At 62.4% G+C, this 23,435-nt stretch carries 20 protein-coding genes and 4 pseudogenes; 12 read left to right on the plus strand and 12 right to left on the minus strand.

Annotated elements, in window-relative coordinates; all coding sequences use genetic code 11:
- Window positions 1–3 precede the first annotated feature (3 nt).
- From AC0L18_RS26835 to AC0L18_RS26850, 4 genes are all read right to left on the minus strand, one after another.
- Entirely contained in the window at window positions 4–1,227 is a 1,224-nt protein-coding gene (locus AC0L18_RS26835) for a glycosyltransferase family 2 protein (RefSeq protein ID WP_473494904.1), read from the minus strand.
- Between the two features lie 3 nt (window positions 1,228–1,230).
- A complete protein-coding gene (locus AC0L18_RS26840) occupies window positions 1,231–1,872 on the minus strand; it encodes an ABC transporter ATP-binding protein (RefSeq protein WP_473494925.1) in 642 nt (213 codons plus the stop codon).
- Window positions 1,873–2,201: 329 nt separating this feature from the next.
- Window positions 2,202–2,984, minus strand: coding sequence for an ABC transporter transmembrane domain-containing protein (locus AC0L18_RS26845; protein ID WP_473494905.1), 783 nt, complete (start codon window positions 2,982–2,984; stop codon window positions 2,202–2,204).
- 44 nt (window positions 2,985–3,028) lie between these two features.
- Window positions 3,029–4,021, minus strand: a complete 993-nt coding sequence (locus tag AC0L18_RS26850; protein WP_473494906.1) for a glycosyltransferase family 2 protein — start codon at window positions 4,019–4,021, stop codon at window positions 3,029–3,031.
- A 167-nt stretch (window positions 4,022–4,188) separates the two neighbouring features.
- On the opposite strand from AC0L18_RS26850, the pseudogene AC0L18_RS26855 reads away from it, so the two are divergent.
- The 3 genes and pseudogenes from AC0L18_RS26855 to AC0L18_RS26865 all read left to right on the plus strand — a co-directional run.
- Window positions 4,189–4,617, plus strand: a pseudogene (locus AC0L18_RS26855) (ISAs1 family transposase); the annotation flags it as partial.
- An 18-nt stretch (window positions 4,618–4,635) separates the two neighbouring features.
- Window positions 4,636–4,899 (plus strand): annotated as a pseudogene (locus tag AC0L18_RS26860) (NIPSNAP family protein); the annotation flags it as partial.
- 232 nt (window positions 4,900–5,131) lie between these two features.
- Entirely contained in the window at window positions 5,132–6,085 is a 954-nt protein-coding gene (locus tag AC0L18_RS26865; protein ID WP_473494926.1) for an IS481 family transposase, read from the plus strand.
- 31 nt (window positions 6,086–6,116) lie between these two features.
- Here AC0L18_RS26865 and AC0L18_RS26870 read toward each other — a convergent pair.
- Together AC0L18_RS26870 and AC0L18_RS26875 are read right to left on the minus strand one after the other, a co-directional pair.
- Window positions 6,117–6,329, minus strand: a pseudogene (locus tag AC0L18_RS26870) (pyruvate/2-oxoglutarate dehydrogenase complex dihydrolipoamide dehydrogenase); the annotation flags it as partial.
- A 17-nt stretch (window positions 6,330–6,346) separates the two neighbouring features.
- Complete coding sequence (locus AC0L18_RS26875) at window positions 6,347–6,811, minus strand: DUF4126 family protein (protein WP_473494907.1); 465 nt, start codon at window positions 6,809–6,811, stop codon at window positions 6,347–6,349.
- 75 nt (window positions 6,812–6,886) lie between these two features.
- Between AC0L18_RS26875 and AC0L18_RS26880 the strand changes: the two genes are divergently transcribed.
- A complete protein-coding gene (locus AC0L18_RS26880; RefSeq protein WP_473494908.1) occupies window positions 6,887–7,192 on the plus strand; it encodes an SOS response-associated peptidase family protein in 306 nt (101 codons plus the stop codon).
- A gap of 52 nt (window positions 7,193–7,244) precedes the next feature.
- On the opposite strand, the gene galE is transcribed toward AC0L18_RS26880, so the two are convergent.
- Together galE and AC0L18_RS26890 are read right to left on the minus strand one after the other, a co-directional pair.
- A complete protein-coding gene (galE, locus tag AC0L18_RS26885; protein WP_473494909.1) occupies window positions 7,245–8,249 on the minus strand; it encodes a UDP-glucose 4-epimerase GalE in 1,005 nt (334 codons plus the stop codon).
- A 199-nt stretch (window positions 8,250–8,448) separates the two neighbouring features.
- A pseudogene (locus AC0L18_RS26890) lies at window positions 8,449–8,885 on the minus strand (NAD-dependent epimerase/dehydratase family protein); the annotation flags it as partial.
- 151 nt (window positions 8,886–9,036) lie between these two features.
- Between AC0L18_RS26890 and AC0L18_RS26895 the strand changes: the two are divergent.
- From AC0L18_RS26895 to AC0L18_RS26930, 8 genes are read left to right on the plus strand one after another with little or no spacing between them, the layout of a single operon-like run.
- Entirely contained in the window at window positions 9,037–10,002 is a 966-nt protein-coding gene (locus AC0L18_RS26895) for a glycosyltransferase (RefSeq protein WP_473494910.1), read from the plus strand.
- The gene (locus AC0L18_RS26900) at window positions 9,999–10,991 is read left to right on the plus strand and encodes a glycosyltransferase (RefSeq protein WP_473494911.1); all 993 of its coding nucleotides are present in this window, start codon (window positions 9,999–10,001) and stop codon (window positions 10,989–10,991) included. Before AC0L18_RS26895 ends, AC0L18_RS26900 begins: the two co-directional genes overlap by 4 nt.
- The gene (locus AC0L18_RS26905; protein WP_473494912.1) at window positions 10,975–12,075 is read left to right on the plus strand and encodes a Gfo/Idh/MocA family protein; all 1,101 of its coding nucleotides are present in this window, start codon (window positions 10,975–10,977) and stop codon (window positions 12,073–12,075) included. The genes AC0L18_RS26900 and AC0L18_RS26905 overlap by 17 nt, the downstream gene beginning before the upstream one ends.
- Entirely contained in the window at window positions 12,072–13,160 is a 1,089-nt protein-coding gene (locus AC0L18_RS26910; protein ID WP_473494913.1) for an NAD-dependent epimerase/dehydratase family protein, read from the plus strand. Before AC0L18_RS26905 ends, AC0L18_RS26910 begins: the two co-directional genes overlap by 4 nt.
- A complete protein-coding gene (locus AC0L18_RS26915; protein WP_473494914.1) occupies window positions 13,157–14,740 on the plus strand; it encodes a glycosyltransferase in 1,584 nt (527 codons plus the stop codon). The genes AC0L18_RS26910 and AC0L18_RS26915 overlap by 4 nt, the downstream gene beginning before the upstream one ends.
- Complete coding sequence (locus AC0L18_RS26920) at window positions 14,740–15,729, plus strand: polysaccharide deacetylase family protein (protein WP_473494915.1); 990 nt, start codon at window positions 14,740–14,742, stop codon at window positions 15,727–15,729. The genes AC0L18_RS26915 and AC0L18_RS26920 overlap by 1 nt, the downstream gene beginning before the upstream one ends.
- Window positions 15,722–16,606 carry a glycosyltransferase family 2 protein gene (locus tag AC0L18_RS26925; protein ID WP_473494916.1) on the plus strand — a complete coding sequence of 295 codons (885 nt, stop codon included), beginning with the start codon at window positions 15,722–15,724 and terminating at the stop codon, window positions 16,604–16,606. The genes AC0L18_RS26920 and AC0L18_RS26925 overlap by 8 nt, the downstream gene beginning before the upstream one ends.
- On the plus strand, window positions 16,603–17,568 hold the full coding sequence (locus tag AC0L18_RS26930; protein ID WP_473494917.1) for a glycosyltransferase family 2 protein: 966 nt from the start codon (window positions 16,603–16,605) through the stop codon (window positions 17,566–17,568). Before AC0L18_RS26925 ends, AC0L18_RS26930 begins: the two co-directional genes overlap by 4 nt.
- Window positions 17,569–17,614: 46 nt before the next feature.
- Here the strand turns inward: AC0L18_RS26930 and AC0L18_RS26935 are convergent, their stop codons facing one another.
- The 4 genes from AC0L18_RS26935 to ftsH form a co-directional block, all read right to left on the minus strand.
- Entirely contained in the window at window positions 17,615–18,658 is a 1,044-nt protein-coding gene (locus tag AC0L18_RS26935; protein ID WP_473494918.1) for a polysaccharide pyruvyl transferase family protein, read from the minus strand.
- Window positions 18,659–18,676: 18 nt separating this feature from the next.
- Entirely contained in the window at window positions 18,677–19,909 is a 1,233-nt protein-coding gene (locus AC0L18_RS26940; protein ID WP_473494919.1) for an ABC transporter ATP-binding protein, read from the minus strand.
- Window positions 19,910–19,912: 3 nt separating this feature from the next.
- Window positions 19,913–20,755 (minus strand): ABC transporter permease, encoded by an 843-nt coding sequence (locus AC0L18_RS26945; protein ID WP_473494920.1) that lies wholly within the window; start codon window positions 20,753–20,755, stop codon window positions 19,913–19,915.
- Window positions 20,756–21,250: 495 nt separating this feature from the next.
- Entirely contained in the window at window positions 21,251–23,164 is a 1,914-nt protein-coding gene (gene ftsH / locus AC0L18_RS26950; RefSeq protein WP_473494921.1) for an ATP-dependent zinc metalloprotease FtsH, read from the minus strand.
- Between the last annotated feature and the right edge of the window lie 271 nt (window positions 23,165–23,435).

Here is a 23,435-nt window from a genome sequence, read left to right on the forward strand (position 1 = left end):
CGCTCACTGGTTCTGCTCCCGGATGGTCTGCACGCGGGCACGCGAGCGATCGTATTCGCCCGCGAGGCCGTAGATTCCGCCCCATAATTCCGCGATGCCGAAACGGAAATCGCGACCTCGAAACCTTCGCGCCGCACGCGCTAACGCCTTCAGCCGATCGAAGAACCACCAGCGAACCATGGCGCGGTGTCGTGCGCTGAGTTCTTCATCGGTCCGACGGCTTTTGACAAGGAAAGCCATCATGCCGAGGCCCCACGTCCAATATTGCCGCCTCAACTGCTCAATCGTCTCGCGATGCTCGTGGTAAACGGCATACTCCGGCTCATAGATCATGGGCCGGCCCGAACGCAGCACGCGATAGAAAATGTCGAGATCGCCACCACCGGGCAGCGGAGATCCGGTGTCAAGCGCCTCATCGAAACCGCCGAGTTCGACGAGCAGCGCGCGGTCGAAAGCCATGTTGCAGCCGGCGCCGAGACTACCGGATCCTACCGGGTGCAGCGGATTGTCAAAGCGGGTGTTGTGGAATTCCTTGCGGACAAAGCCGCGACCGAATCCGCCGTTTTGCTCAAAAAAGATCTGGGCTTCCGTGTCGAGGCGAAACGGCAGCACCAAGCCGGTAAAGCCGCCGGCGCCGCGATTGTGCCGGCACGCCTTGGCAAGGCCTGCAAGCCAGTTGCGATCGACGACCACATCGTCGTCCAGATAGGCGACCACATCTCCCGTAGCCGCGCGAAGAGCCGCGTTGCGGGCAAAGTCGAGCCCCGCCTTCGGTTCGAAAACGTAGCGGACATCCTTGAAGTCCTCAACGGCCTCGCGCGTGGTTGAATCGACCGAAGCATTGTCGACAACAATAATTTCGACGGATTGAAACGCGGACTTCGAGCGAATGAGATCGAGCGAGCCCAGCAGCCGGGAAAGGCGCTTTGCGCGGTCCTTGGTGCAGATCGCGATGCTGAGGCTCGGCAACGCCGTTTCCACCGCAGGACATCTTTGCAGCAGTTCTCCTGCCATCTTTGCAACGAGAATGCGCTCAGCGAAGCGTTCGTCGGCAAGGGATATCAGTCTTTCCACCGACAGGGCCGAGGCGGCAGGCAACGCGATCATCTCGAACGCGATCAGCCGGTCTTGCCAACGGGCGATGACACCGACGCCATTCTCATCGGGAGCGAGCTCAATCGGGGCTAGCGGTTTTGACAGTTCGACTTCGACAAGTTTGTACCGCATCGCCTAATTCGCACCCATGGCGGCACGTCCGTGCTGAAATTCGTGGAGCTTCGAAAAATGGCCCGGTCGCTTCAGCAGTTGATCCGGCGAACCGACCTCGATCACCCGTCCTTTGGCCATCACGATGATCTGGTCGGCCGCCTGGACAGTCGAGAGGCGGTGGGCGATGACGACCACGGTGCGATTGTGCGAATATTGCTCGAGCGCGATCTGAAAAGCTTGCTCGGTTTCGACATCCAGCGCATTCGTGGCCTCGTCCAGCAAGAGAATATCGGGATTGCGAAGAATCGTCCGGGCAAGCGCAATCCGCTGCCGCTGGCCGCCCGACAGGCGCATTCCCTGGTCGCCGATCTGCGTTTCATAACCATCCGGAAGCGAGCGGATGAAATCGTCCGCCCTTGCAATTCGGGCGGCCTGGTGCAGATCGTCCGGAGTCGTATCGAAATCTCCGTAGGCGATGTTGGCCGCTATTGTGTCGTTGAAGAGATAGACTTCCTGCGACATCAGCGATAGCCGCTTGCGCCAGGTCTGGAGTTCGAATGCAACAAGCGGCACACCGTCGGCGACGACCTCCCCCGAACTGGGATCCAGGAAACGAAAGAGCAGCGCCATGACCGTCGATTTGCCGGCACCCGACTCTCCCACGATCGCCGTGGTCTTGCCGACTGGAATGCTGAAGGAGACATCCTGCAGTGCCAGAGGCTGATCGGGGGCATAGCGAAAGGAGACGTTGCGGAATTCGACCGCCCTGCTGAGCGCAGGCGCGGCCAGGCTTCCTTGACTAAGAAAAGGTGTGCCGGTTCTGCGCAAGAAGTCATCGACGTCGTCTATGGCGCCGGCTAGACCGTCCAGTGCAACCTTGGATTGCAGCAATTCGCGCGTGGGACCCTGGAGGCGATACAGCAGCGACAGAAAAGCGGCCAGCGCAGCAATTCCTATGCTGGCGGATTCTGCGACGAGAATGAGTCCGCCGATCAGGACCGTGATCGAGATTTCCGAACCGGCCCCGGGGTCGCCCAGAGCATATCGAGCCGCAAGAGACGCCGCCGCACCCGATCGGATATCTGCAGGAACCGACGACGCTCGTAGTCTTCCTGCGTGAAGGCGCGGATCAACTGCAGCGCGTTGATGCTTTCCCACATCCTGAGGCCGAACTGCTTGTTTTCTTCAACCACGGCCTTGCCAGTCTCGTCGGCGTGACGTGTAGCCAAACGGATGGCCATGGCACCGACGAGCAGGAACAGCGTCGACAAAAAGGTCAGTCGAACGGAGATCAACAGCATCAGCAGAACAAAGACGATGAAGGTGCAGGAGCAGACCATCAATCGGTAAGCCAGGGCCAACGCCTGGCTTACCTTCCAGGTATTGTTGGCGATCGTTGTGATGATGTCCGATCGTTTGTTTTCAACCCGGTAGTCGATGCATGAACTTATCGTCTGGTCAAAAACCCTGGACCGCAATCGATGCGCAACCAGGCCGTCCACGTATCGGGTCACCCAGGTGTTGACGAAAAGGACCGCGTTCTTGAGAACGATGCTGGCGCACAGCGCTCCGACCAGGAAGGCGGTCAGCAGATGTTCGGGAACAGGCGCCAGGAGCCGGTCAAATATCGGCTGCCATCTGCCGGACTGAGCGGGTGACGCTCCGAGACTCTGCAGCAGGGGAATGAACAGGAAGAGGCCGGCACCTTCGAGAACCGCCGCAGCCAAACCAAGTCCGACGATAGTCGGCCCGGCCCATGCAGGCGCTGCCGCCAAGCGGATGAGCCGCCGCAAGCGCTCGAACAGTGATGCGCTCACATTCACCAGCTGGTCTCTTCATATAGGCGCCGAAACTCGGCGTTCTTGTTTCGCATCCGCTTCACTCGAATTTTGACCCAGCGAGGAACCAGCCTGGCCCGGCAGTACATGTCGATCATGTTGGGCAGGCGGGAAATTGCCGTGCGCGGTTCCAGGACGAAGTATCTCTTCAGCAGGTCGCCGGCTGCGAACAGCCGCCCGCCGACCAAGGCTCTGATGGCAAGCCAATGGATCATGTCGACCAGATGCGCATCGAGATCGCTGCCGAACTGCGGATATTTTTCGCGATACTCGGCAAGGACGATTTCACATGAACGAAGCATCTGCATGACATCGCTCGACATGTTGACGTTCGTGATCCGATAGCCCACCAGGTGCTGAGGCACGACACGGAATTCGTAACTTTCCGCTACCCTGAGGCACATGAGAAGGTCCTCGCAGCCTTGTGCATTCCTCGCCCTCAGCGAAGGATCGAATTGTCCCGCCTGCTCGAATGCGGAGCGACGTATCAGCATCGAACTTCCGTTGCCGACAAAATTCATTCTGCACATCCGTTGCAGAACGCGGCCATCGGCATCGGGTCGGTATAGTGAGAATACCCGGCCGTCCTCGTCGATTTGGGCAAACCAGCAATATGCCAGGCCCGCAGAAGAGCCGCCTTCCTGCAGGGCGCGCAGTTGCAGTGCGATCTTGGATGGTGCCCAGAGATCATCCGCGTCGACAAACGCCAGGAACTCCGCGTCGGTAGAGGCCGCACCGCTGTTGCGGGCCTGCGCGACACCGGCGTTCGACTGCCTCATCAGGCGTATACGTCGGTCTTTCTCAGCATAGGAGGCGACAATCGAGGCGGACCGGTCCGTCGACCCGTCGTCCACCACGACAATGTCCAGCGCCTGATGGTCCTGCTGGCAGATGCTGGTCAAGGTGGCGCGAATGGTTCGCTCGGCATTGAACATCGGCACCACGACGCCGACCGTGGCATTGTCCTGGATCATCGGCCTTCATTTTCTCTGCGAGAGCCAGTAAACAAGGATGGCGCCAGCATTGCAATCAGCACCCCTCTTCAACCAGGGCAACGAGTTCAGGTTAACGGCGAGTTGTAATTTGTGGCACGGCGTAGGTTGGCGTGATTCAAGAGGCTTCCATGATTCGAGAGGAAGCCATGAGCCAAGACGTAGCCGCGCGCCGCAAGAGCCTTTTGGAGCATTTTTCGGCGATCAAGGACAATCGCCAGCCGTGCAAGGTGATGTATCCGCTCAGCGAGGTGCTGCTTTTGGTTGTCTGCGGCACGATGGCGGCCTGCGACGACTATGACGACATCGTTCTGTGGGGGAACAGGCATCTCGACTTCCTGCGGCGTCTGCAGCCCTACCATTTCGGCATTCCCTGCGCCGATTGGCTGCGGGTGGTGATGAACCGGATCGGACCGGACCTGTTCGCCTCCTGCTTTCTTGCCTTCGTTGCCGAGCGCCTGCCCGAAGCAGTCGGCCAGATCGCCATCGATGGCAAGACCTCACGCCGCAGCCACGATCGCGGGCGCGGACAGGCGGCGCTGCACCTGGTCTCGGCCTATGCGACAACCCACAGCCTCCCGGTCGTCGAACTCAGGCAATACACGCTTAAACCGGGCCGGCGCGACACCCTGATCGACATCTTCGACGATCATCTGATCGAAGGTCAGGAAGCGGCAGGGATGACCATCATCGGTCAGTTTCGCGATCTCGACCGGCCTGACATGTTCATCTGGCTGCGCGGCTTCGACGATATGGAAGCGCGGAAAAATGCACTGACCGCCTTCTACGAGGGACCGGTATGGGCGGCCTGGCGCGACGCCGCCAACGCCACAATGATTTCCTCCGACGACGTGCTATTGCTGAAACCGGCATGGCCGGGCGCCGGCTTCGATCTGTCGGGCGCACAACAGGCGGCCCTGCCGGGTCACGAAAAGTCAAGCAGAGACAATCGCTTGTTGGATATTGTTGCTATCAAGATTCATCATCTGCGGCCCGGCGCCGAAGCGGACTTCGCCGGCCGCTTCGAAACCGACGCGATTCCCGTGTTGGCGGCACTTGGCGCACGGCCGCTTGCTGCGTTTGTCACCGAGCATGCCGAAAACAGCTTTCCCCGCCTGCCGGTGCGATCAGGCGAAAACGCCTTCATCAGCGGCTCCGCTCAAAGAGCTAGCGGCGCAGTATGGGCTCAACCAGGAGACCGTTGCCAAGTGGCGCAAGCGGGCCTTCTTGCACGATGCACCGATGGGACCCAAGGTGGTTCGCTCCACACTGCTGACGGCCGAGGAAGAGGCAGCGGTCGTCGCCTTCCGACGCCACACCCTGCTGCCGCTCGACGACTGCCTCTATGCGCTGCAGGCGACGATCCCGCACCTCACGCGCTCTTCGCTACATCGATGCTTGCAACGACACGGCATCAGCCGGCTACCGGAGGTGGAAGGCGACAAACCCAAGAAGGCCTTCAAGCACTACCCCATTGGTTACTTCCATATCGACATCGCCGAGGTCAGGACGGAAGAAGGCAAACTCCATCTGTTCGTGGCCATCGACCGAACATCCAAGTTCGCCTTCGCCCAGTTGCACCAGGCCGCCAATGTTAGGATCGCCGCCGGCTTCCTCGAAGCCTTGGTCCAGGCCGTTCCCTATCTCATCCACACCGTGCTCACCGACAACGGCATCCAGTTCGGCGACGCCATCCAGCATCGATCAGGACCGACGGCCCGCTATCGCCTGCACATGTTCGACCGGGTCTGCCGGGAACACAGTATCGAGTATCGCTTCACCAAGCCCAATCACCCCTGGACCAACGGCCAGGTCGAGAGGATGAACCGCACGCTCAAGGAGGCCACCGTCCGGCGCTATCACTACAGCACCGCCCAACAGCTCAGCGCCCATCTGTCGGCCTTCCTCGACGCATATAACTTCGCCAAACGCCTCAAGACCCTCGCAGGCCTCACGCCCTACGAGGCCATCTGCAAAGCATGGACCGTCGAACCACACCGCTTCCTAAGAGATCCAACCCAGCTCATATCGGGACTGAACAGCTAGGATCGGTAACTCATTTTCTTGCCTGGCACGCGACGGGCGCCTCGATGACGACACCGAAATCGCCGCAGCGCCGCGCCGTGTGCGCGGCATCAGCGCTGGCCACCAGTGTCCTAGTCTAGATGCAGCCGGTGTTGACGCAGGTGCCGCCGAACAGCTTGCGCTCGATCATCGCAACGGGGTCATGCCGGTGCCAGTCAAGCCGGCCGGCGAGCGCCGGGCCGGCCTGCGCTGCCCCGACGATGATGGCGTCGAATTTTTAGCTCATGACACCGAGCTCACGATCAGAAGTGCGCCGAACACCGCGACGACGTCTTCGACCAACCCGATCGGCAGGTCGCGGCCGCCCGTAGCGGCGACCAGCCGCTTGCGCGCCTCGAAGCCGCCGAGTGTGCCGATGACTGCGCCGATAGCGCCGGCAATCAGGCCGGCGGCCGTCACACCGGCGCTGGCGCCGATTGCCGCGCCGCACAGCGCGCCGGTGATCAGCCGTGCGCCGAACTGCTGCGGCACTTTGCGGCTCGGCGTGCTCGGCAGCTGATCGGTGACCAGCTCGACGACGGCGAGCAGGCCGAATATCCAAGGCGTCAGCCAGTAGCCCATGAACCAGGCCCAACTGTTTTCGAGCGGCAGCCAGCCCAGATGGGCGGCCCAGCTCACCGCGGCTGGCGCGGTCATCGCGCGCAGTCCGGCAACCACGCCGATCAAAAGTGCCAGCAAATAGATCATCGAAAACTCCTGAAAGATTTGGGTGCCGAAGGCTTTAGTCGGGGCCAGACGGCTGGATCGTAGCACAAGCAAGCCATGCGAAAGACATCGGCGGACGCGCCCACTTGCAACCGTTGGCTTTCGTTCACCGGCCTGTGGGCCTACACGATCATCACCGCGGCAGCCGGAGAGCCAACTAGGCAAATCCACGAGCGCCAGCCGGTGATCCTCGATCCGGCCGTCTATGACCGGTGGCTTGACCATGAAACGCCCTTAGCAGAGGCGAAGGATCTGCTCGCCGCAGACCTCGATGGCGAGTTGCAATTTCACCGGGTCAGCCGCACCGTCAACAGCGCGAAGAACCAGGGCGGCGACTGCATCGAGCCGATCAATCCGCTGTGATTTGCTGCCCCGCGACGATAGCGGGTCGCACCGCAAAGGGACTGGGCGATCGTTATCGATCGCCGCCGCGAGTAGAATTCTTGGCCGCCAGGATGCGCTCCCACGAAAGCGCGTCCGTGACGATCTGGTCGAGATCGTCATAGCGTGGCTGCCAGCCAAGCTCGCGGCGCGCCAGCGCGGAATCGGCGATCACGGCCGCTGGGTCGCCCGGCCGGCTCTCCGCCATGCGGACGTCGAAATCCGTGCCGTGCACGCGCCGCACGCTGTCGATCAGCTCGAGCACGGAAGCGCCGTGCCCGTAGCCGCAATTGGCGACGAGATTGTCGCCACCGGCGCGCAGCCGGGCCAGTGCGAGCCGGTGGGCTGCGACGAGGTCGGAGACGTGGATGTAGTCGCGGATGCCGGTGCCGTCGGGCGTCGGATAGTCGGTGCCGTAGACCTGCATGAACGGTCGCTTGCCGAGCGCGGTTTCGCAAGCGACCTTGAGGAGGTGCGTGGCGCCCGGCGTCGACTGGCCGGTGCGGCCGCGCGGGTCGGCGCCGGCGACGTTGAAGTAGCGCAACGCAGTATAGCGGAAACCATGCGCGGCGCTGGCGTCGCGCAGCATCCATTCGCTCATCAGCTTGGAGACGCCGTAAGGCGATTGCGGCTCGAGCGGATGGTCTTCGCGCACCGCCGCCATGCCGCCGCTGCCATAGACGGCGGCGGTCGAGGAAAAGATGATGTGCGAAACCTTGGCCGCAACCGCCGCTTCGAGCAGCGTGCGGGTCTTCGACGTGTTGTTCTCGTAGTAGCCGAGCGGATCGGCAATCGATTCCGGCACCACGATCGAGCCGGCGAAATGAATGATCGCGTCGATCGCATGCCGGCGGATGATCGAGCGGACCAGCGCGATCTCCGCGATGTCGCCGACCACGAGCGTAGCCCCCGGGGGCACCGCCCAGTCGAAGCCGGTCGAGAGGCGGTCGAGGACCACGACGTCCTCACCGGCGTCAAGCAGCTCCCACACCATGTGGCTGCCGATATAGCCGGCGCCTCCGGTCACCAAGACGGCCATCGATAGCACCCAAAATCTCACGCCTTGCAAGATCTGTCTTGCAGATAGCCCCTTACCAAATCCCTGTTAGTCAGCTGCGATCGGAGGTTAGCGACGACTCTGCTTACGGAGTCCGCGCCACAAAGGTAGCGCAAGCGCAAGGACGACTGCAACTATCGTGTGGGCGACCAGAAAGACAACGCGATCGCAGGATCACTCCAAACAGCAAGGCTTCGACGCACCGCTTGCTCTCATCATAAGAAGCGCGCGGCCCTGTACAACGAGGGGGTCGCCGTAAACCTCCGATGTCGAGGTATAACAGAACAGGCCTTGAGGCCTGAGCAGCTTCAGAAGATGCAGCGTGCCAGCGACATTGGCAGAAATGGTGCGCAGCGGCTCCTTCAAATACCACGGCGGCGAGGCCGGCGAGGCGAGATGGTAGATCTCGTCGAACAGGCCAGGAAGGTCTACTGTTTCTACGTCCGCCTGCACGAACCTCAGGCGGCTATCCTTGACGTGCGCAAGGTTATCGATGCGACCGGTCCAAAGATTGTCGACGACGACGAGGTCTGCGATGTCACGGCACTTGAGAAGCCTGTCGACGACGTGCGACCCTATGAATCCGGCGCCTCCCGCGATCACGACACGAGTGGTCATGCAGATTTCCCGCCTCCCGTCGAACATGTTATACTGTCCTGTCAGGCTAAGCCAGCATCGCCTATCGAGGGCGATTGATTGCACAGGTGACTTCGTTTTGCCATTTCGCTCTCGGACTTTCCCTGTGCGCTCCCGCGGAGACGTTGTTCGGTTGACGCAGTACAAGCCAGCAAGTGGGCGATTGCTTGACGAAGCGCCGATCCTGGTGACGGTGCTGATCGCGACGTACAATCACCAACCTTACATCGCGGCCGCCATCGACAGTGCGCTCGTTCAGAAGACGTCCTTTCCCATCGAAATCCTGATCAGCGAAGATGCTTCCACCGACGGGACGCGAGAGATCGTGCGGCGCTTTGCGGCTGCCAATCCGGATCGCGTGACAGCTATTCATTCGGAGCAAAACGTCCGCTCGAACGAAGTCGTCGCAAGGGGACTCCGCCGTGCTCGCGGGCGCTATGTGGCGCTGCTCGACGGCGACGACCTGTGGACGTCCCGCACAAAGCTCCAGGACCAGGCGGACTACCTCGAAGCGCACCCAGGAATCGCAGCAGTCTTCCACAACGCGGCCGTCGCAATGGGCAAGAATATTACCGTTGATCGCTGGACTCGCGCGGATCAAAAGCCGGAGTTAACGCTCGAAGACATCTGGCAGGGAAACCCCTTTGCCACCTGCGCCGGCATGATGCGGACCGCCTGCGTTCGCGACGTGCCGTCCTGGTATGCAGACTTTTTCCCCATCACCGATTGGCCGCTTTATGTGCTCTGTGCCAAGGCCGGGGACCTGGCTTTCGTTGACGACATCGTCGGCGTCTACCGCCTGCATGGGGCCGGGCTCTTTTCGGCCCTCCCGGACCGATCCAAGCTCGACACCATTGAGGGCTTTTACCGGCGCATGATCTCCGTCCTGGAACCGTCGGATGCGCTGTCGGCACGCGGCGGTTATTCCCGCTTTTTCTTCGACTGGTCGAAGCGATATCTGGCGGATGGCGACCTCGCCTCCGCCCGCTCGTGCTTCCGCCGAAGCCTGCGAGGTGGCGCGGTCGGCCGCACGGTCTCAAGGCGCGAAGCGCTCCAACTGGGGCTGCGGCTCTTCAGGGCCACCGCGGTGCCCGGATGACTGCATCCGCCTCTGCCTCATATCGCGATGCGGTGCCGCCGCTTGCCGCGGCTTTCGATCGGCCGAAATGGTCGGTCATGATCCCGACCTTCAACTGCGCTCGCTTCCTCGGCGGCACGCTCGAAAGCGTGCTTGCGCAGGATCCAGGGCGCGGCAGCATGCAGATCGAGGTCGTGGACGACCGGTCGGTTGACGACCCGGAAAACGTGGTGCGACGGCTTGGTGGTGACCGCGTCGGCTTTTTCCGGCAATCCCGCAATGTCGGCCATATTGCGAACTTCCAGACTTGCCTGACCCGGGCGCGCGGCGAAATCGTCCATCTGCTGCACGGCGATGATCTCGTTCGGCCCGGATTCTACGAAGCGCTGCGGCAGGGCTTCGACGGCGAGCCCAAAGCCGGTGCGGCCTTCTGCCGGTCCGTCTATATCGATGCCGATGGGCGAGAGTTGTCGCTGACGCCGGAGGTGCAGCCGGATGGCGGCCTGCTTGCCGATCCACTCGTCAGCCTTGCTGTGGAGCAACGGATCATGACGCCCGCCATGGCAGTCCGCCGAGCGGTCTACGAGCAGCTCGGCGGCTTCGACAAGCGACTGAAATGCAGCGAAGATTGGGAGATGTGGGTGCGGATCGCCGCGCGCTTTCCGGTCTGGTACGAACCGCAACCGCTTGCTCTCTATCGCATGCATGAAGCGTCCAACACGGGCCGTCATATGCGCAGCGCGCAGGACATGGCGTATACGCGCATGGCTATCGAAATTTTCAGGGCTTATCTGCCAGCCGGGGTCGCGGACGAAGTCACCCGGAGCGCGCGTCGAACCTACGCCGCAAGCTCGCTGGATAATGCGCGGCGCCTGCTGGCGGCGGGCGATCGTGCTGCTTTTTGGGCGCAAGTGAGGGAAGCATTCCGATTTGAACCTTCGTTGCATGTCGCTGGCCGGGCAGCAGGCTTGTTCCTCAGACATGGAGGTGGCCTTGGCCGCAGGCTCTGACCCCGTTTCACAGCGAGCCGACCATGGCGACCGCAAGCCAATGCGGCTCGTTCTTGCCGGCTGCGGGGCCGTGACGCAGACTTACTACGCGCAGGCGCTTGACGGCCTTGAACGCGCAGGTGCCGTCGATATCGTCGGTATCTTCGACCCCGACGAGAAGGCGACGGCGGTGGTGCGCGGCGTCTTGCCGGAGGCCGTGGCCGTACCCCGCTTCGAAGACCTGCTGGCTCTTGGGGCCGACGCGGCGATCATCGCGTCACCGCCGCGTTTTCACGCGGATCAGGCCGTTGAGGCGCTCGCGGCGGGGCTGCACATCTTTTGCGAAAAACCGTTGGCCACGACCGCTAGCGATGCCGACCGCATTCTCGCCGCAGCCAGCGCAAAGGGCTTGTCTGCCGCCATTGGACTTGTGCGGCGCCAGTTTCTGGCGACCCGAACGATCAAGGACATGCTCGAAAGCGGCGCGATAGGTCGGCTGCGCGCAGTGACCTGCTTCGAGGGCGGTCCCTTCGCCTGGCCGGTCGCGTCGCCGCGCTACTTCGGCCGGATCGAGTCTGGGGGCGGCGTTCTTCAGGATATTGGGACCCACTGTCTGGATCTTTTGAATTGGTGGCTCGGAACTCCAACGGAAATCGACTATGCCGACGATGCGATGGGCGGGATCGAAGCCAATTGTCTGGTCCGCCTCCACTACGACGAAATCGAAGTGCACGTTCGCCTCAGCCGCGACTGGGCACAGCCGAATCGCTACCATTTCGAAGGCGATCGCGGCTGGATTGCCTGGACGGTCGGCGATACCGAGACGCTCGAGATCGGCTTCACCGGTGCCGCGGCAATCGCAACGCTATCGCTTCGACGAACGTCCGGGCAGGCACCGACCTTCCTCGATTGCTTCGCTGCCCAAATCGCAGGCTTTGTCGAGTCGCTCCGTGCCCACGCCCCTCCCCCTGTTCCTGCCAGCGCCGGGCGCAGCGTGCTGGCGCTGATCGAGCAGTGCTACGCCTCGCGCCGCCTCATGGATATGCCGTGGCTCTCGGCAGCGGAACTTGCTCATGCCGCCGCGTCCAACGAGGCTTCGCAATGACCTACTCTGTTGCGGTTCTCGGAGCGAACGGTTTCATAGGCAGTCGGGTGGTCGAACTGGCGCACCTTGAAGGCTTTGCAAACGTGCGCCCCGTCGTGCGGCGCACCGCCGCGCTGGCAAGCGCATCGCGCTTTGCGCTGGATGGGCGCGTAGCAGACGCCTGCGATGCTCCGGCGCTCGCTTCTGCCTTCGAAGGTTGCGACCATGTCGTGCATGCGATTGCTGGCGACCCGCAGACGATCGTCGGCGCGATCGAGCCGGTCTATCGCGCGGCAGAGGCCGCAGGGGTCCGGCGTCTCGTTTATCTCAGCAGCGCCTCCGTCCACGGCCAGTCGCCCGCACCCGGAACGGACGAGACCAGTGCGCTGAGCGACAAACAGGCGATAGAATATAATGTCGCCAAGATCCGGGCCGAGCGTCTCCTTGCGGAACTCCGCAGCTCCGGCAATGTGGAAGTCGTGGTGCTGCGGCCGAGCATTGTCTTCGGGCCGCGCTCCAGCTGGACAGGCGGCTTTGCCGACGAACTGCTGGCAGGCACCGCCTATCTTGTAGAGGGCGGGCAAGGCATCTGCAACAGCATCTATGTCGACAACGTCGTGCATGCGATCCGCAGCGCCATCGAGGCGCGCGATGTGGATGGCCAGACGTATCTTGTCTGCGACAGCGAAGAGGTCACGTGGGCGGATCTCTGCAGGCCTGTCGCCGACGCGCTCGGCTTTGATCTGGCGGCCATTACCGTAGCGGCGCCAGCCAGCTTCCAGCTGAGTTGGCGGCAGCGCTTGCAAAGTTCCGAAGTCGTTCGGCAGCTTGCCCGCAATCTTCCGGAGCCCGTCAACGTCGGGCTTAAGGCTGGCTATGCCAAATGGCGGCAAAGGAATGCGGGGGCCGCATCCGGGCCACACATTGAGATAACTGAGGAGCGCACGCTGCTTCACCGGTGCAGGACCAAACTGCTCTCGACCAAGGCCGAGCGGGAACTCGGATACCAGCCGGTTGTGGCCTTCGAAGAGGCCTGCCGGCGGTCGGTTGGCTGGCTTGCGTTCGCCGGCTATCCGACGGTCGAGACGCGGACGCTGGCCCAATGACCGACCAGCCGGTCCCTCCCCCTTCACTGGTCTCGCTCGTCATCACGACGTACAATCACGCACATTTCCTGGCCGATGCGATCGACAGCGTGATGGAACAGACCGTTCGGCCGGACGAGGTCATCGTCGTGGATGACGGTTCGACGGACATGCCCGGCGACATAGTTCGCCGCTATCCGGGCGTGACCTACATCCGGCAAGAAAACCAAGGACTTGCAGCTGCCCGCAATACCGGATGGAAGGCAGCGGCCGGACAGTTCGTCGCCTTCCTCGACGCGGATGACAAGCTGTGTCCCAAAGCCATCGCGACGAACCTTCAGCAGTTCCGGGATCACCCGAGCTGCGCCTTCGTCTATGGCGCGCACAACTACATTGACCGGGCCGGAGAGTCGCTCCGTGCCATCCCCCTGCAGCCCGTTGGCGATGATGCCTTCCGCGGATTTCTGAGTGGCAATCTGATCGGCATGCACGCAACGGTACTTTATCGGCGCGATCGGTTGGAGGAGGTTGGCGGCTTCGACAGGTCGCTGCCGGCGTGCGAAGATTATGACGTATATCTGCGCCTGTCGCGGCTCTACCCTGTAATGTGCACGGCCACTTGCCTGGCGTACTATCGTCGCTACGGCACCAACATGTCGAACAATATCCCCCTGATGCTGACCAGCGTGTTGAAAGTACTCGGCAACCAGCAGCAGGCAGCGCAGAGCCGCCCTGACTGGGCCGGTGCTCATCGCGACGGCATCGCCGGATGGAAAAACTATTACGCCGGCAAGCAGATAGGCCAACTCATAGGAGCGGTGAGATCAAGATCGCCGGTGGTCCGCCAGCTCCGGAACACCGCAAGAATTGCGTGGATCGCACCACGCAGCACGATCAGGGCCGCGCGTAAACATCTCGGAACCTGGCGCCGGAGGCGCGAGCTTCGCAAGCGAGTACGATTTGGCGATCTGCAGCGGACTTCGCCTATCAGCAAGGAATTCGGCTTTGACCGTGGCAAGCCCGTCGATCGCCGATACATAGAGGCTTTCCTCGCCTCCAAATCGTCGGACATCCGCGGACGGGTGCTGGAGATTGGCGATAACGAGTATACCCGCCGCTTCGGTGGCGAGGGTGTCACAAAGAGCGACGTACTCAATCGCTATCAAGGACATCCGTCGACCACCTTCGTGGGCAACCTCGCCGATGGCGAAAACATCCCTTCCGACACCTTCGACTGCATTGTTTTGACGCAAACCCTGCATCTTTTGTTCGAGCTCGAGGGCGCCGTCGCGACACTCTGGCGGATCCTGAAGCCAGGCGGCATACTGCTCGTAACGGTGCCTTGGGTGAGCCCGATCGACCGTGGCGAGTGGGGCGACAGCTGGTATTGGTCGTTGACGCCCGCCGCCTTGCGGCGGCTGCTGTCGGATCGTTTCGGCCCAGGCAATGTCGACGTCACCCACTACGGCAATGTTTACGTCGCTACAGCCTTCCTTTACGGCTTGGCCGAGCATGAGCTGAGGGCCGAAGACCTCGATGTCCATGATCCACACTGTCCAGTGATTGTGGCCGGCCGTGCTCGCAAGGGGCAAGGAGTCTGATGACGGCGCGCCGCACGATCAGCAAGCTGCTGAATTTGGGGCGGCGACTTGCCGGGACACAGCGGCCGATCGTGTTGATGTACCACCGCGTTGCGAAGGTGACTGCAGATCCGTGGCAGTGCGCTGTCGCGCCCGAGCGCTTTGCCCGCCAGATCGATATGTTGAAACGCGACCGCAACGTCGTTCCGATGCTCTGGTTGGCAAAGCAACTGCGCGAGGGACGTTTGCCGCGCAAAGTCGCAGCCATCACCTTTGACGACGGCTACGCGGACGTTTTTCGGAATGCACTGCCGATCCTGCGGCAGTTCGGGTGCCCGGCCACCGTCTTCATCACCACGCAGGCGATCGGCGACCGACAGGGCTTCTGGTGGGACGTCCTCTCCCGCATCGTGCTGGAGACCGCACACCTGCCGCCACGCCTTGCGATCGATCTTGGCGGCGAGCGCCGTGAGTGGCAGCTTTTGGACGACCGCTCAAAGATAACAAACGACAATGCCATTACCCGAGAAGCCCTTCATGCGAGCCTGCATGCTTTGCTGAAGCCGATGGTTCTGCGGCTTCGGGCATCGGTTTTGGACCAGCTGGCTGCCTGGGCGGGAGGCACAGCCGATTTGCGGCTGAGCGATCGCGCCATGACGGCAGCCGAGTTGCGCCAACTGGCGGCTGCCGACGAGATCGAGATCGGAGGGCATACGCTGACCCATCCGTCGCTTCCGCTTGTGAGTTCGCACGACCTTCGTCATGAAGTCGCACAGAGCCGCAGGGATTGTGAGGCGATGACCGGTCAGCCGGTCACGGGATTCGCCTATCCGTTTGGCGACTACAATGATGCTTGTGTGCAGGCCGTCGAGACATCCGGATTGCAATACGCGCTGACCACGATACAGCGAGAGATCGGTCCTCGGACGCACCCGTTCCGAATTCCGCGCATACTTGCCGCGGACTGGGATGAAGCGGATTTTCAGCGCAAGGTGCTGAACCATGGCTGACGGCCGGACATCGTCACCGACAGTCAGCGCCATCATCGTGGTGCGCAACGGAGAAGCCTATCTTCGGGAAGCTATCGACAGCATCGTGTGTCAGAGCTTCACCGACTGGGAACTGATCGTGGTCGACGATGGGTCGACGGATGACACCGCCGCCATTGCGCGCGGCTATGAGCACGAACTGCCCGACAAGGTCCGGCTTATCAACCATCCCGACGGCCAGAACCATGGCATCAGCGCGTCACGCAACCTGGGGTTGATCGAGGCCCGCGGGCGCTACATCGGGTTTCTCGACGCCGACGATGTCTGGCTGCCGGAAAAGCTCGCTGAACAGGTCGCCATCATGACCGCGGACCGGGCTCTCGGGATGATCTATGGCCGCACGCTGATCTGGCACAGCTGGGAGGAAGGCAGCCGGCGGCAGGACTTCTATTACCCGCTCGGCGTCAAGCCAGACAGGCGATACGACCCGCCGGTGCTCTTCGAGCTGCTTCTCGAGAGCAAGGCCCAGACGCCCACAACCTGCAATGCGTTGATGCGTGCCGATCTGTTCACGACCTTGGGAGGGTTCGACGACTGCTTCCGCCTAATGTTCGAGGACCAGACCTTTTTCGCCAAGGCGTTGGCCTTCGCGCCCGCCTACGTGTCGGACCGCACCTGGGCGAAATACCGTCAGCATTCGCAAAGCTGTTCGGCGACCTCTGCTTCTGCAGGCGATGACGAGGCAGCACGACTGACGTTCTTGCGCTGGCTGAACGCCTCGATTGCGCACCACAGCCCTTCCCTTCGTGTGCGCTCTGCAATCTGGCGGACCCTTGCAAAGGCAAGGTATGTGGCCACCAAGCGCCGGTTCCGGCGGCAATTGCGGGCGCTACGGTGAGGCCTGCGCCGCGCGTCTCGGTGATTACGCCGTTCGTGAACGCTGAAGCCTATCTTGCCGATGCGATCGCCAGCGTGAAAGCCCAGACCGTGGCCGACTGGGAATTGATCCTGGTGGACGACGGGTCAACGGACGACAGCCGCCTGGTCGCCCGGCAGGCTGCCGAGCAAGACGTCCGCATCAGGCTGCTGGATCGCTCCGTGGGATCGGCTCGCGGCGCTGCCGCAGCCCGCAATGCTGGTCTGCGGGCGGGGCTTGGGGAATTCTTCGCCTTCCTTGATGCCGACGATCTCCTCGAGCCGATCATGCTGCAAACGGTGCTTGCGGCAGGCGATGCCTACCCGGAGGCCGCCATGATCTTTGGCCCGACGCAATGGTGGTACCCGCAAGAGCAGCGCGCCAGCTGGATCGAGCCGATGGAGGGCGGGCTTGCGGGTCGCCTGCATCCGCCGCTGCGACTGCTGCGCCGCATCATCCTGATGCAAGACGGGCACGTCCCCTGCACCTGTTCCGTGCTGGTGCGCCGCAGCGCGATCGAGCACGTCGGCGGCTTCGAGGAGCGCTTCCAGCTCTACGAGGACCAGGCACTTTGGGCCAAGCTGTTCTTGCGCTACCCGGTCTACGTCACGCCGATCTGTCTTTCGCGCTATCGGCAGCATTCCGGATCGGTGTCGGCGCAGGCGACGAAGCATGGGCTCTATGATCGCACGGGTGCGCATCCGGCCCGCGCGACTTTTCTCGACTGGCTCGCCGAATACGTTGCCGAAAGCAGGGTCGAGGATCGCAAGCTCGATCGTGCGATTCGTCTCGCGCGAGCGCCTTACGCCCGCGAACCGACTGTTCGAAACGGGGTCGATCGGCTGTCATTGAAGGCCGCGACGCGGTTCGCGAGACTGCGTCGTCGTTTCGCGCGAAAACTCGCGCGGCTATCCAAGATGATCACCGGGAGCGTCAGCCTCTGACCACCCGTCGGTCGGGTCTGGCGCTCGGCGATACGCCCCCGCTCGCTCATCCTCGACGAAGCATGGTGAAAGCTTTCCGGATGACCGTCCGCCTCCAAGACTTGGCCGCGGGCTTAATCTCCGCCTCGTCCCGTTCGGCCGGCAAATCCCCGGCGAGCGAAAGGTCCGCCCTAAACGCTTCCATTCGCTCGGGCAATTGACGGGCGCGGAACGAGAGCTCGAGTTCGTTGGCAGCCAGGCTGTCCAGAAGCCGGCCGTGGGTTTGACGCAGGAACTTCTCGGCTCCCAACGCGCACTCCTGGGCCATTCGCTTTGCGTCGGGACTCAATGCGAAGTCCAGCGCCCGTGCGAGCCGCGGCGCGTCGATCTGCTCCAGAGTGAGCAGGTTCGGCCAGCCGACCCTGGCGCACTGTTTGGCGATCTTGCCGCCGCCCGGCACCGCATCGACGGCAAGCGCCGGCACGCCGTTCTTCAAGGCGAGGACGAGGCCGTGGAGCCGCGTCGTGATGAGGGCGTCGACTCGCGCGATGAGGGCTTCGACTTCTCCTGGTGTGCGCAAACCAGCCTCATTGACGTCGAGGCGCGTGTCGATGCGAACGATGGCGAGCTCGCGAGATTCCACCAGTTTCGCGATCGCCGCGTTAGCGCGCTCGACTTCGGCGCCCGGGTGCTCCTCGACAAGGCAGACGCCGACGACCGGAGGAAGGACCTGCCGCGCCGCAAACACCAAATCCGGATTGGTTCCGGCTGAACTATCGCGCTCGATCAACAGATCGAATGGGTTCCATTCGCCCAGCGGGAGATCCATCGACAGGTTAAGTCCGATGAGCCGGCATCCCGCAAAACGTCCGAGAAATTCCGCTTCGAACTCGTTGCGGCCAAAAGGGCCGCACACGAAGATCACGTGGGAATAGTCATCCGGGTCGACCAGCCGCCAGTTCAAGCCGCCAGCAAAGGGCGGATCGGTCGCGAAATCGTACGCGATGGATCTTTCGTTGAGCCATCGGCAAAGGACGTCGCGTGACAGCAGGTCGCCCACGGTGGCATGCCCGCGCGCGAAACTGAACCAGCCTGCCACCAGTATCTTCATCGATATCCTCGGCTGAGCCTATGCCCCTTTGGTCCAGCGGTGAGGCATCGTCATACTGCCGTATCCTGGCTCGGCATTGACCAGCCGTCCGTCGAGGAGGCCCGGCTGCACATCGAAGGTCGCCGCACCCTCGACGTGATCCTCGAGCACACCCTCACGCGATGTCAGGGCGGCATTGATCCGGTAGCGGCCGGGACGCAGCAGGAAGGGCCGAAACTCGCAAACGAAGCTGTCGCTGCCGAGTTCGCTATCCGAATGCTCGGCAGAGTCGAACGACGTCACGGCATCGCCGAACTCGTCGTAGATCGTGAAAGAGCAATCGACGAGCGACTGGTCGCCGGCGACACGAAAGCGAAAGCGAGTGCGCTGCCCGGCGGTCGGGACACCCGCGTCGCCTTCGATCTCGATCGCCGTCAAGCGAACCCGACCGCGACCGGAGCGGACCGAACGGGTGGCGAGATTCTCGGTGGCCTGGTCCGCGATCCCGCGAAGGTAGGTTTCGATCACATTTGCAGTGGGCCCATCGGCCCTGACGGTGCCGCCGCGGATAAGGATCGCCCGGGTGCAGAGTTTTTGCACCACAGACAATTGGTGGCTAACGAAGACAATCGTGCGGCCGGTTTGGGCGATCTGCCCTACCTTGCCGATGCACTTCTTCTGGAACGCCGCATCGCCGACTGCCAACACCTCGTCCACCACGAGGATGTCGTGGTCGACATGTGCCGCCACCGCGAAGGCGAGCCGCAGGTACATGCCGCTGGAATAGCGCTTCACAGGCGTGTCGAGAAACTGTTCCACGCCCGAGAAATCGACAATCTCGTCGAGTTTGGCGGCAATCTCCGCGCGCCGCATCCCGAGAATTGCGCCATTGAGATAGATATTTTCCCGGCCGGTCAGCTCGGAATGGAAGCCTGTTCCGACTTCCAGAAGTGCTCCAAGCCGTCCATGGACATCGGCACGGCCGGAGGTCGGGCCTACGATCTGCGCCAGAATTCCGAGCAGCGTGCTCTTGCCGGCTCCGTTTGGTCCGATCAGGCCCACGATCTCGCCGGCGCGAACCTCGAATGAGATATCCTTCAGCGCCCAGAATTGCTCGTCGGCGTAATCCTTGCGCGGGGGTGAGCGCTGGCCGCGCAACAGATCCCGTGCGCCGGACACCAGCGCGTCCCGAAGCGTAGGATAGGCATTGCTCGTCATGCCCAGCCGGTAGGCTTTGGACAGGTTGGTTGCTCGGATGGCGAGGTCGGGCATGGCTCAGATCAGGTCAGGGAGGGCTCGCTCGGCCCTCGAGAAGACGACCAGGCCGAAGGCGAGAAGCAGCACAGACGAGACGGTCGAGATCGCCACCACGCTCCAGTCAGCCGGCGCGCCGACCACGCACCAGCGGATCGCCTCGACGATGCCCACCATTGGGTTGAGGCTGTAGAGCGGCCGCCAGACCTCGGGCACAAGGCTGCCCGGATAGACGATGGGCGTCATGAACAGAAGTATCTGCAAGGCAAAGGGGACGATGTAGCCGATATCGCGATAGCGGACATTCCAAGCCGACAGCGCGAGCCCGAGCCCCAGTGCGGCGGCCATCATGACAAGGACGAACACCGGCAGCAGCACAATCTGCACCGCGGGCGCGGTTGCGAAGACCGCGAGCGCGACGAGCACGATTGCGAATCCGGGCACCATGTCCATCACGCAGGACAGCATCGCCGACATCGGGATGGCGACGCGCGGAAAATAGACGCGTTTCACAAGCTCCTGGCTGCCGATGAGGCTGCCCGTCATGCTGCCGACCGCCCTCGAAAAGAAGTTCCAGGGTACCAGCCCGCAAAGCACGAACAGCGGATAAGGCATGCCGTTCGACGGAACGCCGACGAGTTTGCCGAAGAAGATGCTGAACACCGACATGGCGATCATCGGCTGCAGCACCGCCCACAGGATACCGAGGTAGGTCTGGCGATATCTGACCTTCATGTCGCGCCAGACCAGGAAGAACACCAGCTCGCGGAAGGCCCAGATTTCCCCCAGGTCGAGGATCGGCCGCTTGAGCGACGGGTCGATGACCGTGACGATATGTGGTGCCGCCGTGGCCGTTCTGTGCACGGAACCGGCAGGCGGCCGCGTATCGGCCGCTACGGTTTCATCCGGACTGCCTGACCTAGCCACTTGCTCTTGCTTTTGCTCCGATTGACATCGACCTGATGCGTGTCGAAGCTTGCATCATTCCGCCTCCCGGTAAAGCGTACTCTGGCCGAGGGCCTCTTCAACGATCGGGGCGAATTCGAGGCAAACGAGGTCGGTCATTCAGCTTGGCCTATCGGAACCGGCGGATTCGGAGGGCGACGAAGCAACGCCAAATCCGAAAAACAGACACAAGGATCGGTCGCGTAACGCTGCCTTACTAGGCTTTTAATAAGCCGGTCAACGGGCACCGCGGCGCGGATTCGCCGCCGCCCGCATGCCGGCCTGGCGCGCGAGAGGGCGTGCTGGTCCTTGTTGAATGAACACTGTCTGGGCGACCATCTCGGTGATTGGGAGCGACACTATGCCACTGGGGAACGGGTCACCAGCGGAGGCAGCGTCGAGATCGGCGATGCATCACTCGCCCGGGCGCGAGAAGTTTGCAGCCGCAGCCCTGCCTCGTCGTATCGGTCGTTTCCCCGATTGCGGTTCGGATGCCTCCGTGCGGTCCGGTGCCGCGACGTTTCCGACGAGCGATGCGAGCTCGGCCTCGCTGAGCGTCTCGATTTCGAGCAGCTTGCGCGCCGTCTTTTCCAGCAGATCCCGTCGCTCAGTGAGGAGCCCGACGGTTCGCGCGAAAGCTGTGTCGACGATGCTGCGAACCTCCTCGTCGATAGCCTCGGCGGTGGCCTCGCCGTAATCGTGCTCGCGCGGACCGCCGGCAAGTGGGTTGGGGCTCAGGAAGGAGCGCTGGTCCTTTTCCAGCGCCACATGGCCGAGCTTTTCCGACATGCCGTAACGCGTGACCATGGCGCGGGCGATATCGGTCACTTTGGTCAGGTCATCGGCGGCCCCCGTTGACAGGTGCCCGAACACGATCCACTCGGCCGCCCTGCCGCCGAGCAGCACCGCCATCTTGTTCTCCAGTTCCTCGCGCGTCATGAGGAAGCGGTCCTCGGTCGGCCGCTGGATCGTATAGCCCAACGCGCCGACGCCGCGCGGGATGATCGATACTTTGTGCACGGGGTCCACTCCGGGCAGCGCCATGGCCACCAACGCATGGCCCATTTCGTGATAGGCGACGACCTCGCGTTCCCTCGGGTTCAACAGTCGGTTGCGCTTCTCGAGCCCGGCCACGATGCGCTCGACCGCATTGTTGAAATCGTCCATCGTGACGACATCCGCCCTCCGGCGCGTGGCAAGCAGGGTCGCCTCATTGACCAAATTGGCGAGATCGGCGCCGGTAAAACCCGGCGTCAGCGCGGCGACTTTTTCGGCATCGACATCGGCCGCCAGCTTAGCCTTCTTCATGTGGACCTTGAGTATCTGGACGCGACCTTGCTTGTCCGGCCGATCGACCAGCACCTGCCGATCGAAACGGCCGGCGCGAAGAAGTGCCGGGTCAAGGATTTCCGGGCGGTTCGTCGCGGCGAGCAGCACGACGCCGATTTTCGGATCGAAACCGTCGAGCTCGACCAGGAGTTGATTGAGCGTCTGCTCCTTTTCGTCGTGCCCGCCCATCATCGGGCCCGCACCGCGGGCGCGGCCCAGCGCGTCGAGTTCGTCGATGAAGATGATCGCCGGGGCCTTGGCGCGTGCCTGCTCGAACAGGTCGCGCACACGGGCGGCGCCGACGCCCACGAACATCTCGACGAATTCTGAGCCCGAGATCGAGAAGAACGGAACTTTTGCCTCGCCGGCAACGGCTTTCGAGAGCAGTGTCTTGCCGGTGCCGGGCGGTCCGACCAGCAGCACGCCCTTGGGCATGCGCCCTCCAAGACGGCCGTATTCCTGCGGGCTCTTCAGGAAATCCACGATCTCCTGCAACTCGGCCTTGGCCTCATCGACACCCGCCACGTCCTCGAATCTGACGCCGGTATTGGCCTCGACATAGACCCTGGCCTTGCTCCTGCCGATTTGCATCAAACCGCCCATGCCACCACCCATTCGTCTCATCAGCAGCATCCACAAGCCAAAGAAGACGAGGATCGGGACGACCCAGGAGAGCAGGTCGCTCAGGAAGGTGCTTTCGATCTGGCCAGTGACGGTGACGCCGTGTTCCTGCAGCTGCCGCGCAAGATTCGGCTCGACGCGCGTGGTAATGAACAGCGGCTTGCCGTCCTGCGGCTGCTTGAAGCGGCCCTGGATGAAGCGATCGGAAACCTGCACGTCGGCGATCTTTCCGTCGCGCAGCAGGGTCTCAAACTGGCTATAGGGAATCTGCGCGACATGCTGCGTGGCGGTGTAGACATATTGGAAAATCATCAGCCCGACGAAGGCGGCGATCCAGTACCAGATATTGAACTGCGTCTTCCTGTTGCCCATGTCCATGGGGTCTCCTCCAGCGTCACATCGATGCAGATTGCCGAACCGCCGCGGCTTCGAAGCGTGCCTTGGGAGAACGTCGAGGAGCCCAAAGTGTTGCAAAGGAGGGCTGCGGGAAACTTGGGATCGCACTCCCTGCGGCAGCTATCCACCCGATCGCGACCATCTTCGACCATCTTCTATGGAATCGATCACCGATGAGTTGTGTGCGTCAAGTTCTGCAAAAATGGCGTGGCATTCAGCGGTGACGTTGGCGTGTCCGCCGCGCAGCCCCCGT

This window comes from Mesorhizobium sp. WSM4819 (assembly GCF_055811215.1).